The 15,330-nt window shown below is 72.7% G+C and carries 12 protein-coding genes; 5 read left to right on the top strand and 7 right to left on the bottom strand.

The window, feature by feature from the left end:
• Window positions 1–29 precede the first annotated feature (29 nt).
• A complete protein-coding gene (locus V1634_RS27440) occupies window positions 30–1,415 on the bottom strand; it encodes a serine hydrolase domain-containing protein (RefSeq protein WP_331209086.1) in 1,386 nt (461 codons plus the stop codon).
• A gap of 311 nt (window positions 1,416–1,726) precedes the next feature.
• Between V1634_RS27440 and V1634_RS27435 the strand changes: the two genes are divergently transcribed.
• The gene (locus V1634_RS27435; protein WP_331209087.1) at window positions 1,727–2,788 is read left to right on the top strand and encodes a lytic polysaccharide monooxygenase auxiliary activity family 9 protein; all 1,062 of its coding nucleotides are present in this window, start codon (window positions 1,727–1,729) and stop codon (window positions 2,786–2,788) included.
• 57 nt (window positions 2,789–2,845) lie between these two features.
• Here the strand turns inward: V1634_RS27435 and V1634_RS27430 are convergent, their stop codons facing one another.
• Complete coding sequence (locus V1634_RS27430) at window positions 2,846–3,772, bottom strand: SDR family NAD(P)-dependent oxidoreductase (RefSeq protein WP_331209088.1); 927 nt, start codon at window positions 3,770–3,772, stop codon at window positions 2,846–2,848.
• 405 nt (window positions 3,773–4,177) lie between these two features.
• Here V1634_RS27430 and V1634_RS27425 point away from each other — a divergent pair, with 405 nt between their 5' ends.
• The 3 genes from V1634_RS27425 to V1634_RS27415 all read left to right on the top strand — a co-directional run bounded on the left by V1634_RS27425 (window position 4,178) and on the right by V1634_RS27415 (window position 7,458).
• Window positions 4,178–5,365, top strand: coding sequence for an FUSC family protein (locus tag V1634_RS27425; RefSeq protein ID WP_331209089.1), 1,188 nt, complete (start codon window positions 4,178–4,180; stop codon window positions 5,363–5,365).
• A gap of 171 nt (window positions 5,366–5,536) precedes the next feature.
• Window positions 5,537–6,499, top strand: coding sequence for a hypothetical protein (locus V1634_RS27420; protein WP_331209090.1), 963 nt, complete (start codon window positions 5,537–5,539; stop codon window positions 6,497–6,499).
• A gap of 5 nt (window positions 6,500–6,504) precedes the next feature.
• The gene (locus tag V1634_RS27415; RefSeq protein ID WP_331209091.1) at window positions 6,505–7,458 is read left to right on the top strand and encodes a hypothetical protein; all 954 of its coding nucleotides are present in this window, start codon (window positions 6,505–6,507) and stop codon (window positions 7,456–7,458) included.
• A gap of 7 nt (window positions 7,459–7,465) precedes the next feature.
• Here the strand turns inward: V1634_RS27415 and V1634_RS27410 are convergent, their stop codons facing one another.
• From V1634_RS27410 to V1634_RS27395, 4 genes are all read right to left on the bottom strand, one after another.
• On the bottom strand, window positions 7,466–8,758 hold the full coding sequence (locus V1634_RS27410) for a caspase family protein (RefSeq protein WP_331209092.1): 1,293 nt from the start codon (window positions 8,756–8,758) through the stop codon (window positions 7,466–7,468).
• Between the two features lie 8 nt (window positions 8,759–8,766).
• Window positions 8,767–9,141: an effector-associated constant component EACC1 gene (locus tag V1634_RS27405; protein ID WP_331209093.1), complete on the bottom strand. Its 375-nt coding sequence runs from the start codon at window positions 9,139–9,141 to the stop codon at window positions 8,767–8,769.
• A gap of 84 nt (window positions 9,142–9,225) precedes the next feature.
• A complete protein-coding gene (locus V1634_RS27400) occupies window positions 9,226–9,957 on the bottom strand; it encodes a cation transporter (protein WP_331209094.1) in 732 nt (243 codons plus the stop codon).
• Window positions 9,957–10,301: an ArsR/SmtB family transcription factor gene (locus V1634_RS27395; RefSeq protein WP_331209095.1), complete on the bottom strand. Its 345-nt coding sequence runs from the start codon at window positions 10,299–10,301 to the stop codon at window positions 9,957–9,959. Before V1634_RS27395 ends, V1634_RS27400 begins: the two co-directional genes overlap by 1 nt.
• Before the next feature lie 199 nt (window positions 10,302–10,500).
• Between V1634_RS27395 and V1634_RS27390 the strand changes: the two genes are divergently transcribed.
• Window positions 10,501–14,274 carry a S8 family serine peptidase gene (locus V1634_RS27390; RefSeq protein WP_331209096.1) on the top strand — a complete coding sequence of 1,258 codons (3,774 nt, stop codon included), beginning with the start codon at window positions 10,501–10,503 and terminating at the stop codon, window positions 14,272–14,274.
• Window positions 14,275–14,320: 46 nt separating this feature from the next.
• Here V1634_RS27390 and V1634_RS27385 read toward each other — a convergent pair whose 3' ends face one another.
• Complete coding sequence (locus tag V1634_RS27385) at window positions 14,321–15,316, bottom strand: helix-turn-helix domain-containing protein (protein WP_331209097.1); 996 nt, start codon at window positions 15,314–15,316, stop codon at window positions 14,321–14,323.
• Window positions 15,317–15,330 lie beyond the last annotated feature (14 nt).

Here is a 15,330-nt window from a genome sequence, read left to right as displayed (position 1 = left end):
TACCGGTGCGGTCGCGGCGGGGCTGTCGATCACCTGACGGACCGGGCGAGCAGGTCCGCCACGGCGGCGCGTACCGGGTCGGGGTCCGCCCAGCTCCAGTTGGGGTGGGCCCGGTTGGTGAGCAGGGCGAGCACGAGTTTGCGGGCGGGGTCGACCAGCAGCGAGGGGCCGGCGAAGCCGGTGTGGCCGAAGGTGTGCGGGGAGGAGAGCCCGCCCATGAACCAGGGCTGGTCGAGGACGACGCCGAGGCCGTGCGCGGAGGTGCGGTGCGGGCGGTCGGGGTCGACCGCGGGTTTGCCGGCGTTGTGGTTGCGCAGCATCCGGGCCACGGTCTCGGCGGCCAGGATCCGGGTACCCCGGTAGGTGCCGCCGCCCAACAGGAGTTGGCCGATCGCGGCGACGTCGGTGGCGGAGGCGAAGATGCCGGCGTGTCCCGCGATCCCGCCGAGGTGGTTGGCGACGTCGTCGTGCACCGTGCCGCGCAGCAGACCTCGGGAGGATCGGGCGTCGGTGGCGACCAGCCGGGTGGATCTGGCGGTGGCGGAGAGCCAGGTGTTGGGGTTGAAGCCGGTGTCGCGCAGGCCGAGCGGCCCGGTGAGGTTGGTCTTCAGGGCCTGGTCGAGGCGCTGGCCGGTGACCTTCTCCACGATCTTGCCGGCGACCATCAGGCCGACGCTGGAATAGCGGAACGTGTCGCCGGGTGTCGCGCCGGCGAGCAGCGGGGTGCTCAGCACGGCGTTCCAGCGGGCGGTGTTGTCGGGCAGGCCGGTGACCTTGGCGCCGACCGGGAGGCCACTGGTGTGGGTGAGCAGCATCTCGACGGTGACCCTGTCCTTGCCGGTACCGCTGAAGTCCGGCAGGTAGCGGCGGACCGGGGCGTCGAGGTCGACCCGGCCCTGGTCCACCTGCTGGAGCAGCAGGATGGCGGTGTAGACCTTGGTGACCGAGGCGAGGTCGAAGATCGAGTCGGGGCGCATCGGGACCCGTTGACCAGCCGGGAGAAGCTTCGGCCCGGCGCCGTAGCGCAGCGCCTCGCCGACCGCGGTGTGCACGGTGGCGACCCCTCGGACCAGGACCGTGGCGACCGCGCCGGGGAAGCCGCTGTGCTGGAAGGTGTTCGCGGTGGCGGGTAGCTGCCGCTTGAGCAGGGCGGTCACGTCCGCCGCGTAGCCGAGGCGGTTGCCGGGCACCGGTTCCGGCGCGCTCGCCGGCCCGGGGGCGCCGCCGGGGGTCGACGTACCGGTCGGCGCGGTGCCGGCGGCCCCTCCGCTCCCGCCTCCGGTCGTGCGCGTCCTGCTGCCGGCGCCGCCCCACGCCGCGTCCGACCCGGCCCCGTCGGGGCGGTCGCAGCCGGCGAGGGTGGCGGTGGCGGCGGCGAGACCGGCGCTGACCAGGGTACGACGGGTGATGCCCATGGCGGTGATCCTGACAGCCGGGGATGCTTTGCACCACCGACCCGCCGGCCCTCGGTGACGAGTCCGCCCGTTGCCGGGTCGGCGCACGACGGCGAGGCGGGTTCGCGGGGCCCGGGGAAACTCCCGCAATGAGATTCACATATTTAGATGTATCTAGTACGATCATCGCGGGAGCCACCCCGCCGCCGCAGGCAGCGCAGTCGTCCTGCCCGCGGTTCCGAGATCAATGACGTTGGTGTCGGCGCGTGTTTCCTCGTGGGCCAGGGCATCCCGTCGAGCGACACAGGCGTCGGCGGAATGCTGGAGCACAGATGAAAGCTGCACGAAGAGCCCGCCGTCTGATATTCGGTGCGGTCGCTGTCCTCGTCACCGGGCTCACGATGGTCGTGGTCAACCAGGCCGGCCCGGCCTCGGCGCACGGATCGGTCACCAACCCGCCGTCCCGGAACTACGGGTGCTGGGAGCGCTGGGGTGACGACCACCTCAACCCCAACATGGCGCAGACCGACCCGATGTGCGCCCAGGCCTGGCAGGCCAACCCGAACACCATGTGGAACTGGAACGGCCTGTTCCGGGAGAACGTCGGCGGCAACCACCAGGCCGCCGTCCCGGACGGGCAGCTCTGCAGCGGCGGTCGTACCCAGGGCGGGCTGTACGCCTCGCTCGACGCGGTCGGCGCATGGGTCGCGAAGCCGATGCCGAACAACTTCACGCTGACGCTGACCGACGGGGCCCGGCACGGTGCCGACTACATGCTGATCTACATCACCAAGCAGGGCTTCGACCCGACCACGCAGCCGCTCACCTGGGGCAGCCTGGACCTGGTGCTGCGCACCGGCAGCTACCCGACCACCGGGCTGTACGAGGCCCAGGTGAACGCGGGCAACCGCACCGGGCGGCACGTCGTCTACACGATCTGGCAGGCGAGCCACCTCGACCAGCCGTACTACCTGTGCAGTGACGTGATCTTCGGCGGTGGCGGCAACCCGACCAACCCGCCGCCGACCACCCCACCCCCCACGAACCCGCCCCCGACCACCCCGCCGCCGACCACCCCGCCGCCGTCGGGCAACGGCGGCTGCACCGCGACGTACGCGAAGACCAACGAGTGGTCGGGTGGCTTCGGCGCCCAGGTCACCGTTCGGGCCGGCAACGCCGCGATCTCCGGATGGACGGTGAACTGGACCTGGCCCAACAGCCAGAGCATCACCAACTCGTGGAACGCGACGATAACTTCGTCGGGGTCGTCGGTGACGGCCACGAACGCCGGTCACAACGGCGCGCTGAGCGCCAACGGCAGCACCAGTTTCGGGTTCAACGGTTCCTGGAACGGCACGAACACCGCACCGACCCTGACCTGTACGGCCAGGTAGCAGCAACCGCGACGGGGGTGGCGCCGACCGGTGCCGCCCCCGTTCCGCTGCCCCGGATCAGCCGACCATGCGGTCGCACATCCGCCACAACCGGTCGGCCTTCTCCGGGTCGATCGCGTAGTCGGCGACGGACGAGGCGAGTTCCGCCTGGTCGGTGGGCGGGACGCTGACCGGCCTCGCCTCGGCGCAGTCGTTGAAGTAGCGGCCGGTGACGCCGGAGAGCAGCGGTGAGGTGGCCAGCAGTACGGAGGTGGCCGCGCCCTGCTGCGGGCTCTTCTGTAGATCGACCGGAACACCCAGGTCGCCGCCGATGTACTGCTGAAGTCCGGTGGCGATCGCGCCCGGGTTGAGGGCGTTGGCGGTTATCCCCAGCCGGGCCCAGCGACTGCCGGCGCCGACGGCGAAGAGGGCCACGGCGGTCTTGGCCTGCCCGTACGCCTGTTGCGGGTGGTAGGGGCGGGAGAGGTAGTGGATGTCCTGGAATACCACGGGGGAGAGGTGGTGGGCAGCCGAACTGACCGACACGATGCGGGCGCCCTCGGCCCGGGCCAGCGCGTCACGCAGTCCGACGGCGAGCAGGTGGTGGCCGAGGTGGTTGACGGCGAACTGTTCCTCCCAGCCCTGCGGTGTCCGGTGCAGTTCGGGCAGGGCCATGATGCCGGCGTTGTTGACCAGGATGTGCAACGGTCCGTCCCAGTCGTCGACGAAGGTCCGGATCGACGAGACGCTGGTCAGTTCCAGGGGTACCACCCGCACGTCGGGGTTTCCGGTCGACGCCGCGATGTCGGCGGCGGCATGGGCGGCGTTGTCGTCCCGGGCCGTCACCGTCACCTGCGCCCCCGCGCCGGCCAGCGCCCGCGCCGTCTCCAGACCGATGCCGGAGACGCCTCCGGTGACGACGGCTCGGCGTCCGGACAGGTCGATCCCGGCGATGACCTCCTCGGCGGTGGAGTGCCGCCCGTACGGTGTGACGATCCGTGCCATGATCCGTCTCTCGGTTGGTTCACTCCTGGGTGGTTTCGCCCGGCAACCGTCCGCACCCGCCGCAGCGCGCTCCCCGTGCGCCGCGCGGCGGGCAGTCCGCGCGGTGCTGCCGGTACCGGTCGCGCTCACGCTTCGCTCGTCATGATCGTCCGCCTACCGGCCCAGCATTCCCGCCCGGCACCACTTCAAGCGCTGGTCGGCGGCGCTGCTTCGCCGGCCGACTCTTTGGCGACCGGCCCGCGGGGACGAGGAGATTTCGACTCCGGGCCCGGAAAGGGACTACCTGACCGGATCGGCCGCTCTCGTCGGGTACGCGGTTGCCATATGACAGATCAGCCCGCTGCCGTCATATTTCCTTCCTATTGTGGCAACTGTGGTGGCCCGCAGACCGTCCGGGTGGCGGTGATGAGCACCCGGCGGGTCCGGAAGTTTCGCGGCGCGCTGGTCGAACGGTGGCGCCAACTGCGGGCGATCGAGGTGGTCGTGGTGCAGAGCGCCGTGGCGGCGGCGCTGGCCTGGTTCCTGGCCGCGGAACTGGTCGGCAACCCGCAGCCCGTGTTCGCCCCGATCGCGGCCATGGTCACCCTGGGGATCTCGTCCGGCCAGCGCCTGCGCCGGGCGGTGGAACTGGTGCTGGGGGTGACCGCCGGCATCGCCGTCGGCGACGGGCTCATCTATCTGATCGGCACCGGTTCGTGGCAGATCGGCGTGGGGGTCGCCCTGGTCATGATGGTGACGATCCTGGCCGGCGGGTCGGCGGGTGTGGTCTCCCAGGCGGCCACCTCGTCGGTACTGGTGGCCACGCTGCGGCCGCCGACCGAGGGCATCTACTTCACCCGGCTGATCGACGCGCTGATCGGCGGCACGGTGGCTTTGGCGGTGATGGCCCTGCTCCTGCCGGTGAATCCGGTGACCGTGGTGTCGCGGGTGGCTCGGCCGGCTCTCGACGTACTCGTCGACAGCCTGACGGGGACGGCGCGCGGCCTGGCGGAGCGCGACCAGGACCGCGTGCAGGAGGCGCTGGCCGCGTTGACCCGTGGTGAGGAGAAGCTCGACGAGTTCTACGACGTCCTGCCCGAGGGTCGGGAGGCCGCCACCATCGCACCGCTGCGCTGGCGGTCGCGGGCCGCGTTGCAGCGGTACGTGAAGGCCGCCGAATACCTCGAACGGGCGGTACGCAACGCCCGGGTGCTCACCCGGCGGGCGGTGACGCTGCTCCGCGACGACGAGCCGGCGCCGGCCGAACTCGTGGCCTCGCTCTGCGGGCTGGCGGAGGCGGCGAGGGTGGTGCAACGCGATCTCCGCCGTGGGTCGCTGCCGAAGGCGTCGCACCTGGTGTGCCAAGCCGTCGAGCAGGCGAGCGCCGCCTACCGGCAGGGGCTGGGCTTCTCCGGGAGCGTGGTGGTCGCACAGGTCCGCGCGATCGGCACCGACCTGCTCGGGACGACCGGGCTGCCACACGACGACGCGGAGCGGGAGGTACGCCGGGCCGGCGGCAGGCCGGGAGACAGCTTCGAGGCCACGAACTCCGCCGGTGGTGCGGCGGACCCGTCCGGTGCCGACCGGCGTCCCGACGGCGGCGGCACCGGCTGAGCGGAGCGCCGTGCCCGGCCGGCGGGGTGGTTGAGGGTGCCGACATGACACTCCTGGAGCCGTCGGTTCCACCGCCGCGTCGGGCAGCGCCGATGGAATCGCCGCACGATACGATTGGCCGTTGGTGAGCGCATCGTCGCGGTGGGCTATCCGAGAGGACGCGGAGACCCGATGTCGGGGACGTCGCTTGGGATCGGCTTCGTGCTGGTGCTGCTCGCGTTCGTCGGCTGGACCGGATACCGGGCGGCCAGCGTTGGTGGCACCTGCCTGCTCCTGGCCGGTGTCGGACTGGTCCTTGAGGAAGCCGTCGGATGGATGCCCGCCGACCAGGAGGCGGTGCTGACCTATCAGCTCGGGGTCGTCGTCGTGGCGGCGGCCGTCGCCATCCCGTTCGGCCTGCGTCGCCGCCTCGACGGTGCCGGCGGCATCGTGGTCGCCCTGGTGTTCGCGCTGACGTCGCTCGCGGCATCCCGGTTCGCCGACCCCGACTCGGCACTGCGGATCGTACTGGGGGCGTTGACGGCCGCCCTGGTGCTGATCGCGCTGCACATCCTCGCCGACCTGTGGGTGCTGCGACCGTACGTCGCCGTGGGGACGTACCTGCCGATCCGGCGGTTGTGCCGGGGGGTGATGCTGACCGCGCTGGCGGGAATCCTGGTCAATGCCGCGAGTCTCCTGGTGCCATGGCTCTGGCCCGCGCTCGGCCTGCTGTTTCTCAGCTTCACCTGCTTCGTCGTCGCGCTGCAACTCACGACCTTCGTGGTGATCCTCGTCCGCAACGGCCCGTTCGCGAAGGCGTGGGCCCGGCGGTGGTCGCGGACCAGGCGAGCGGCCAACGTCGAACTGGTCGGCTGGGGTGCGGCGGGCGCCGGTGCGTTGACGTCGCTGGGGATTCCGGTCGCGATCCCGGATGTTCTCCGGCCACCCGCGCCGGTCACGGTCGCGCTCCTCGTCCTCGGCGCGGGCTGCGTGGTGGCCGGCGGCGAGATGCTGCGCAGGGTGCTGGACCGGGCCGCTTCGCACCGGTACCGCCCGGAGCCGCCGGAGAGCCCGCACGTCGCCTCGGCGCTGCGCGGACTCGTCGAGTCGGAGCCGGTCTACCGGCTGCTGCCGGGCATCGTACGGAGGTGGTGAGGGTCGTGCGGGACGCGATTCAGACCGGCACGCTGGTGCTGGTGGCGTGGCTGCTCGTGGGCGCCCTGTTCCGTGGCGACGCCGTCGTGCAGGCCGCGCTGTCGCTGGCCCTGGTCACCGGTGGACTGCTCTGGGAGTCGGTCTCGCCCTGGATGCCGCCGGACCTGCGGCCCGCGCTGCTGAACTCCGCCGTGACCCTGGTGGGCTCGGCGGTGGTGGCGATCATGATCAGCGTGCGCAGCGACGACCGCTGGCGCGCCTGGGTGGCGCTGCTCGGCGCCGCGGCGGTCACCGGTGCGGTGCTGCGATACGACGTCGGCGAGCATCAGTCCTCGCTGATCATGACTGCGACGGTGCTCGCCGTCGTGGCGGCCGGGGTGGCCGTGCACATCCCGCTCGTGCGACACGTGCTGCGCCGCGAAGAACCGCAGGCGGCGAGGAGTGTGCACGGGCTCTGGACGACCGGGATGATGTGGGCCGTGCTGCTGGCCGTCGGCGTCGTCGCGCTGTGGCGGCAGACGATGCCGGGCTGGGCGGTGTCGCTGCTGGCGACCGGGTCGACCGCTGCCGGGATCGCGGCGTTGACGATCGGCCACACCATCGCACTGATGTGGCGCCACCCCGGGTTCGCCGGGGCGTACGCGGTGCCGATGTCCCAGACCCGGATCGACGTCCGGGCCGTCCTGCTCGGTGGCGTCCTGCTCTTCTCCCCGATAGTCGCCCTGCCCGGCCTCGTGCGGGCCCTGGGCGGCGGTCCCGAGTGGGCGGACGCGCTGAGTTGGACGGGCGGAGCGGTCGTGCTGGGCGGGGTGTCGAACGTCATGCGGGTGATCCGGCGCGAGGCGCTCCGACAACACCGGAACGCGCTGGCCGATCGGGGCTCCGCCGCCGTCCGGGACCGGGCGCTGGAGGAACCCGTCTACCGGCTGCTGCCCGGGTTGGTGAGCGAACGCGACTGAGGCCGGTTCAGAGTCCCTGCAACGCGGCCTGTACGGCGCGGCGGTCGGCGACCGGTAGGCCACGCTTGCGCAACATCCCCCTGAGTACGCTGCGCGCCTGATCGGCGTACCCGTGACCGGCGAGCTCGGCCACCGCGGCGGTCTGGGCCTGCACCGGCAACCCGCTCGCGGACAACCAGATCGCCATCATCAGTCCCCACAGCGCATCCGGGTCGTCGGTGCTGCCGACGTCCCAGGAGTCGACGAGTTCCGCCGCCCAGATCCGGTTCTCCGCCACCAGCGAGCTGAACTCGCGCATCCTCTTCAGCACCTGGTGCAGATCACCGTCGACGCCGAGGTCGCGGAGTGTCTCCAGGGCGCTTCCGGTCTCGCCGAGGTGGTCGAGTTCGGCCGCCATCCGCAGCCGTGCCAGCGCCGGCCAGCGCCGGTCCCGGGCGGCCTCGCGGAGTACGAACCGGTCCCGACCCTCCTCGCCGGCCCGGCGTACCAGGAGGTCGACGTGCCGGAACGGATCCCCCTGCGGACCGGTGGACGGTGACACCGGATCGGCGCGGAGGTAGGCGGCGTTGTGCACCAGCGCGAGGTCGCTGGCCGTGTCGCTGTGCACCTGCCTGGGTGCCGGCAGGCCGCTGCCGCGCATCCTGCGCAGCAGGTGCCGGTATACCGCGTCGACCGACAACAGCGGGGCCCCGTCGGGGATGCCGTTTCGCAGGGTGGCGATCAGCTCCCCGGTGAAGACGGTGTAGCGCTCGCCCTCGTGGAACAGCGCCTGGAGGTCGCCCGGCACCGAGGCGAGGGTGTAGGTGCCGGAGACCTCCACCTGGCCGAGCAGGTCGGCGTCGGCACCGCCGAGGGCCCGGATCGCCCGTCCGGAGTAGCAGCAGTCGAGGACGAGCACCCTGGTCCGGGCCGGGCTCGCCTGTACTGCCTTACGCAGCAGGCCGATCGGCAGCGCGGTGTACTCGGCCATTTCGGGATCGGTGTCGGCGCAGGCGAGCAGCAGTTCGCCGTCCTCGCCGACCAGGCCGTGCCCGGAGAAGTAGACGACGAGCACGTCGTCGGCTTCCCGGCACCACGCCGCGACCTGCCGGATCGCGAGGTCCTTGCTGGGGTCGACCAGGGTGTGGCAGCTCTCCTCGCCGAGTCCGCCCAGCCGGGGGTCGCGGAAGACCCGGGCCAGACCCTCCACGTTGCCGGTCACCGGCGGGATCTCCGGCAGCCCGTACCGGTAGTTCGCCGTACCGACGAGGATCACCCGGGACCGGTCCGGGTCGGCGAGCCGGAGTTCCCTGCTCGGCATCGTTCGGCTCAGCCCTCGTCCAGGGTGCGGGAGAACTCCGCCACCATCTCCTTCAACTGGGCGAGGTCCGCCGCCCGGACCCGGTCCGCGGTGATCGTGACGCTCCGGTTGCCCTTCTTGACGGTCGCGGTGATCTTGGCGTTACGGTGGCGCATCCACACCGACATCGTGCCGAGCAGAGCGGTCACCGCACCGCCGCCGCCCGCGGCGATCGTGATCGTGTCGAGCACCGCGCCCATCTGCCCCGGCCCCGGTTCGTGCCGCAGCAACCGCGTCCGACCGGCGAAGTCGTCCTGCTCGCCGAGCCACCGCTGTAACGACAGCACCTCGTCGAGGCTGCCGTCCACTGTCACCCGCAGGTCGGTCGGATCGTCAACCGTCACGGTGTCTGACGCTAGCAGCCGGTCGGTGGGCCAGTCACCGACCGGCAGCTCGGTCGATCGCCGTCGGCCGGTGCGCCGTCGGCGTCAGTTCCGGCCGCCGGAGCAACCCGGCTGGCAGCCGCACGCGTCGCCGGTGGTGGCGACGACGGCCCGGTCGGTCCCCGGCGGCGCGCTGAACGGTACGGCGCAGCAGGTGTCGCCGCGCCAGGCCTCCCGTCCCTCCCTGACCGCGACGGCGGCGATGACCAGCGCGGCGACCGGGTCGGCCCAGGACCAGCCGAAGAGGCTGTTCAGGCCGAGCCCGACCAGGAGTACCGCCGACAGGTAGGTGCAGAGCAGGGTCTGCTTGGAGTCGGCGACCGCCGAGCGGGAGCCGAGTTCCCGGCCGGTGCGTCGCTGCGCATAGGACAGCAGTGGCATGACGGCCAGCGAGAGCGCGGCCAGGACGAGACCGATGGTGGAGTGCGCTGCCTCGGCGCCACCGACGAGGGCGCGTACCGACTCGACCGTGACGTAGCCGGCGAGGGCGAAGAAGGAGATCGCGATGATCCGCAACGCGACCCTCTCCCGGGACTGCGGGTCCCGGCCGGCGAACTGCCAGGCCACGGCCGCCGCCGAGGAAACCTCGATCACCGAGTCCAGACCGAATCCGATCAGGGCGGTCGACGAGGCGAGCGTGCCGGCGGTGATCGCCACCACCGCCTCGACGACGTTGTAGGTGATGGTCGCGGCGACCAGCAGCCGGATCCGCCGGGCGAGCAGGGCGCGGCGGGCCGGTGCCGGGCCGGCCGGCTGCGACCGCAGCGGCGCGGCCATCAGCAGCAACCCCGGGTCGCGGCGTCGGGACAGGTGGCCGGGTCCACCGCCAGCACCAGGCCGAGCAGGTCGCCGAGGGCGTGCGCCAGCCGGGCGTCGGCCAGCTCGTAACGGGTCCGGCGGCCCTCCGGTACGGCGACCACCAGGCCGCAGCCGCGCAGGCAGCCGAGGTGGTTCGACAGGTTCTGTCGGCTGGTGCCGAGCAGGTCGGCCAGTTCGGCCGGGTAACCCGGGCCGTCGCGCAGGGCCAGCAGGAGTCGTGCCCGGGTCGGATCCGACAGTGCGTGACCGAATCGGGCCAGCACCTGTCCATGCGTGAGTGTCTCCACGACGCGATAGTACATTCACCGCTGTACTGTGGGCGGCCCAACCGAGGTACCCGCTGGGTGAACGCCGCAGGTACCCGCAGTGGCGGCCCGGTGTCCACTTGGCGCCATGTCGCCTCTGCGGCACCGCAGGGTGCTGACCGGGCAAATGCTCCGGCCACAGACTCCGACTGTCGCCGTTGACGGCGTCTTCGAAAGAGTCGAAGGAGACCCCGCCATGTCATCTCCGCTGCGCCGTACCGCTGCCGTGCTGGCAGCCGTACTCGCGCTCACCGCCGCCGGGCCGCCGCCGGCGAGCGCCGCGCCGCCGTCCGCCCCGGCGACCGGGCCGGTGGCCGCGCCCGGTACGGCCGGCGCAGGGTCGCGGGTCACCCTGGTCACCGGCGACGTCGTCGAGGTCTCGCCGGCCGGCGACGGCCGGTACGCGGCCTCGGTCCGCCCGGCGGCCGGACGTGAACGGATCACCTTCCACACCCAGGAGGTGGACGGCGGGCTGCGGGTACTGCCCAGCGACGTCGTGCCGTACGTCTCGGCCGGCATCCTGGACGAGGACCTCTTCGACGTGCAGGAGCTGATCGTCGACGGGTACGCCGACGGCGCGACGGCCAGCCTGCCGCTGATCGTCCGCTACCAGGACCCGACAGCCGACACCGTCCGCGCCCTCGCCGGTACGACCGACGCCCGGCCGCTGCCCAGCATCGGCGGCGCCGCGCTGGCCGCCGGGAAGGACTCGCTGGCCGGTCTCTGGCGGACGGTCGCACCGGCCGATCCGGGCTCGGCCCGCTCCGCAGCCGCCCTCGGTGGCGGGATCAGCCGGATCTGGCTGGACGGCCGGGTCCGGCCGGTACTCGACCGCAGCGTCGCCCAGATCGGCGCCCCGACCGCCTGGCGGGCCGGCCTGGACGGTGCCGGGGTGAAGGTCGCGGTGCTGGACACCGGGGTCGACCAGACGCACCCGGACCTGACCGGCCGGGTGACGGCGGCCCGGAACTTCAGCGACAGCCCGGACCCCACCGACCGGCACGGCCACGGTACGCACGTCGCGGCGACCGTGGCCGGCACCGGCGCGGGATCCGGCGGCACCCGCCAGGGGGTGGCCCCCGGCGCGAGCCTGCTCGCCGGCAAGGTGCTCGGCGACGACGGCAGCGGTTACGACTCCTGGATCATCGCCGGGATGGAGTGGGCCGCCGAGCAGGGCGCGGCGGTGGTCAACCTGAGCCTCGGCGGCGGCCCGACCGACGGCACCGACCCGCTCAGCGAGGCACTGGACCGGATCACCGCAGACACCGGCACCCTCTTCGTGGTCGCCGCCGGTAACGAGGGCGCGGACTACACCGTCGGGACGCCCGGCGCGGCCCCGTCCGCGCTCACCGTCGGTGCGGTGGACCGGGACGAGTCGCTCGCCGAGTTCTCCAGCCGGGGCCCGCGACTCGGCGACGAGGGACTGAAGCCGGAGATCACCGCCCCGGGCGTGGGTATCGTGGCGGCCCGCGCCGCCGGCACCACCATGGGGCGCCCGGTCGACGAGCGGTACACCGCCGCCTCCGGCACCTCGATGGCGACCCCGCACGTGGCGGGCGCGGCGGCGCTGCTGGCCCAGGCCCATCCGGACTGGTCGGCGGCACGGCTGAAGGACGCGCTGGTCAGCACCGCCCGGAGCAACCCGGAACTGTCGGTGTTCGAGGAGGGCACCGGCCGGGTGGACGTCGCCCGGGCGACCGGCCAGCGGGTGTACGCCAGCGGCCAGGTCGACTTCGGCCTGCACACCGACCCGGACGGCGCCGCCACCGCCCGGGCCGGTACGGCGGCGGTGCCGGTCGGCAAGGTCGTCACGTACACCAACGACGGGCCGGCGCCGGTGACCCTCGACCTCGCCGTCGAGCTGGAGAACGTCACCACCGAGGTGCCGGAGACCGATGCCGTCACGACCGGTTCCCGCACCGTGACCGTGCCGGCCGGAGGCTCGGTGCAGGTGCCGGTCACGGCCGACCTGGCGAAACTGGACCGGGGACTCTTCGGCGGCTGGATCACCGCGACCGGCCCGGGCGGCATGCTCGTCAGCACGGCGGTGGGGATCAGCCTGGACGGCCCCCGGCACCGGGTCACCCTCCGCGCGGTCGGCCGGGCCGGCCAGCCGGTGTCGGTGCCGGTCGTCGCGCTGATGGGTGACAGCTACCGCTGGGACAACCTGAACTTCCTGTGGGAGGGGGAGACCAAGACCATCGAGGTCGGCGAGGGTACCTACCTGCTGCACGCGCTGATCGAGGACGGCGGCGTACTCGACGAGCAGGCCACCCTGATCACCGACCCGGAACTGCGGGTCGACCGGGACCTCGAGGTACTGCTCGACGCCCGCCGGGGCACCCCGATCCGGATCGAGACACCCCGACCGGCCGAACAGCAGTCGGTACTGAGCTACTACTCGCACCGGGTCACCGGCACCGGTCGGCAGATCAGCCACGGCACCATGCACTTCAGCACGGTCCAACAGGTCAACGTCACCCCGACCAGGAGACTGACCAGCGGCCGGTACGAGTTCTCGTCGCGGTGGCAGCTCGTCGCGCCGATGGTGCGTGCCGAGGTCGCCGGAGTCGCCGGCCCACTCGACGTCAACCTGACCGGGCAGTCCCCGGCGTACGACGGCACCCGCCGGTTCCCGCTCGTCTACGCCGGCCGGGGCACCCCGGAGGAGTTGGCCGAGGCGAAGGTGCGCGGCGCGGCCGTACTCGTCGAGTCGGCCAACGAACCGGGCGGCGAGGACGCGCCGAGCGAGAGCGAGGTGACCGCGGCGGCGGCCCGGGCCGGTGCGGCGGCGACCCTGATGGTGCGTCCGGCGGACTGGTCGGCGTGGACCGTGTGGCGGCCCACCGGTGACCGGGAGCCGATCCCGATGCTGGCGGTGGCGAACGACGACGGCCGGCGGCTCATCGGGCGGGCGCAGCGCGGCGGGGCGACGCTGGCCCTGACCCTCACCACCTCCAGCCCCTACCTCTACGACGTACAGCACGTGGAACGGAACCGGATCCCGGACCGGATCGTCTACCGGGTTACCCCGGCCAACTCGACACGGATCACCACCCGGTACGCCGACAACGGCGGATTCCCCTGGGCGAAGGAGCAGCGGTTCGGATGGCGCCCCTGGCAGACCTATGCATGGAACGACACGTCCCGGTTCGTGGCGACACCGAAGGAGCGCGAGGAGTGGGTGACCACCGGCGACTCGGTCTGGCAGCACCGGGTGAGCCACGAGTGGCCGTGGAACGACTTCGGCGCGCTACAGAGCGGGATGGCCGAGCGGCCCACCAGCTACCGTGCCCGTAGCGCCGAGCAGACCTGGCTCGCCCCGGTGGTCCGCCCGGCCTCGCCGCGCGGGATACCGGAGCTGGTCTCCACCCGCACCGGTGACACTCTCGGGCTGCGGGTCCCCGAGTTCGTCGACGCCGAGGGCCACTACACGATCGGCGAGGCGTCCCGGGTCGGTGCCACGCTGTGGCGCGACGGGAAGCTGCTCGCCGAGCTGCCCGACGCCCGCCGGGACGTACCCACCACCGGGCCGGACGCCGGCTACCGGCTGGCCCTGACCACCGAGCGCACCGGCGAGGAGTGGGTCTGGGGCACCCGTACCGAGACGGTGTGGCAGTTCCGTTCCGGTCAGCGGCCCGGCGACGAGGCTCGACCGCTGCCGTTGTTGCAGGTCGACTACGCCGCGCCCGTCGACCTGACCGGACGGGCCAGCGGCCGGCCGCACACCGTCGGGCTGACCGTCCGGCACCAGGACGGTCACGCCACCGCGAAGGGGACCAGCCTGACCGCCGAGGTCTCGTTCGACGAGGGCGCCACCTGGCGGACCGTCCGGGTCACCGGGCACGGCAACGCCTACCGGGCGAGCGTTCCGGCCGGGAAGGGCACGGTCTCGCTGCGGGTCCGGGCCGCCGACCGGTCCGGCAACGCGGTCACCCAGACCGTGATCCGGGCGTACGGCCTGCGCTGAGCGGGTTCCGGGCGGGACGGCAGGGTGCCGTCCCGCCCCGGACCGGTCAGAGCCAGCCCCGGCGGGCGGCCTGGAAGGCCAACCCGGTGCGGGTGTCCACCCCGGCCAGTGCCATCAACCGCTCCAGCCGGCGCTGCACGGTCCGCCGGCTGACGCCGAGCTGCGACGCGATCGACTTGTCGGGAAAGCCGGCCACGAAGAGCGACAGCAGGAAACGCTCGCCGTCCTCCAGGGCGTCGTCGGGTGCCGCGTCGGCGAGTCCACCCCGGTCGGCGTCCCAGCGGATCGGCGTGGCCCGGTCCCAGTGGCTCTCGAAGAGCGCCAGCAGGGCATCCAGCAGCTCGCTGCGCCGGATCAGTGCGGCGGTCGGCTCCCCGACGTCGCGCTCGTCGTCCGGCACCAGCGGGCAGATCGCGGTCGACCGGTCGGCGATGGCGATCCGGACCGGCAACGTCGGCAGGGTACGGGCCTCCTCACCGGCGCGGACACTCTCCGCGATGCTCTCCAGTTCACCGGGTGCCTCCAGCAGGGCTCGCTCGTAGATCGCCCGGTAGCGCACCCCACGGGCCAGCGCCCCGGACTCCTCGGCGTTCTCCGAGCCGGACATCGCCAGCGGATTGGCCCGGCAGAACCAGAGGATCTCCTCCCGGGCCGAGTCCTGGAGGTCACGCAGCCGGTCACGCAACGCGGCCGCACCGACCACCACCTCGACCAGATGGTCGGCGTTGCGGCGCCGGGCGCTGCTCCGGTACTCCTCGGTCAGCGCCGCCACCGCCTGGCGGGCGCTCTCCAGCGACTCCTGCCGGCGCAGCAGGGTGTTGCCGAGCGCGACGTCCGGCGGCAGCGGCTCGAACACCGGGTCCGGGCCGGGTCGGGCCATGGCCAGTCCCTTGCCCCGCAGGCCCTCCAACACTCCGGTGGCCTCGTCGAGCGGCACGTCGGCCAGTCGGGCGAGATCGGCGGGCCGGGCCGCGGAGAGGCGCAGCAGCAGCCGGTACGCCCGCTCCTCCTGCGGTCGCAGCAGTCCGGTGTCGTCGAACATGCCCGTCTCCCCAC

It is taken from the genome of Plantactinospora veratri (assembly GCF_036421995.1).
GTDB classification, from domain to species: domain Bacteria; phylum Actinomycetota; class Actinomycetes; order Mycobacteriales; family Micromonosporaceae; genus Plantactinospora; species Plantactinospora veratri.
Note: the sequence above shows the minus strand (reverse complement) of the source record. Positions and strands in the feature narration are given on the sequence as shown.

Excerpts from the sequence above, each read along its gene's own strand:
- V1634_RS27440 (WP_331209086.1), bottom strand. The coding sequence starts at position 1,415 with ATGGGCATCACCCGTCGTACCCTGGTCAGCGCCGGTCTCGCCGCCGCC.
- V1634_RS27435 (WP_331209087.1), top strand. The coding sequence starts at position 1,727 with ATGAAAGCTGCACGAAGAGCCCGCCGTCTGATATTCGGTGCGGTCGCT.
- V1634_RS27430 (WP_331209088.1), bottom strand. The coding sequence starts at position 3,772 with ATGGCACGGATCGTCACACCGTACGGGCGGCACTCCACCGCCGAGGAG.
- V1634_RS27425 (WP_331209089.1), top strand. The coding sequence starts at position 4,178 with ATGAGCACCCGGCGGGTCCGGAAGTTTCGCGGCGCGCTGGTCGAACGG.
- V1634_RS27420 (WP_331209090.1), top strand. The coding sequence starts at position 5,537 with ATGTCGGGGACGTCGCTTGGGATCGGCTTCGTGCTGGTGCTGCTCGCG.
- V1634_RS27410 (WP_331209092.1), bottom strand. The coding sequence starts at position 8,758 with ATGCCGAGCAGGGAACTCCGGCTCGCCGACCCGGACCGGTCCCGGGTG.
- V1634_RS27400 (WP_331209094.1), bottom strand. The coding sequence starts at position 9,957 with ATGGCCGCGCCGCTGCGGTCGCAGCCGGCCGGCCCGGCACCGGCCCGC.
- V1634_RS27395 (WP_331209095.1), bottom strand. The coding sequence starts at position 10,301 with ATGTACTATCGCGTCGTGGAGACACTCACGCATGGACAGGTGCTGGCC.
- V1634_RS27390 (WP_331209096.1), top strand. The coding sequence starts at position 10,501 with ATGTCATCTCCGCTGCGCCGTACCGCTGCCGTGCTGGCAGCCGTACTC.
- V1634_RS27385 (WP_331209097.1), bottom strand. The coding sequence starts at position 15,316 with ATGTTCGACGACACCGGACTGCTGCGACCGCAGGAGGAGCGGGCGTAC.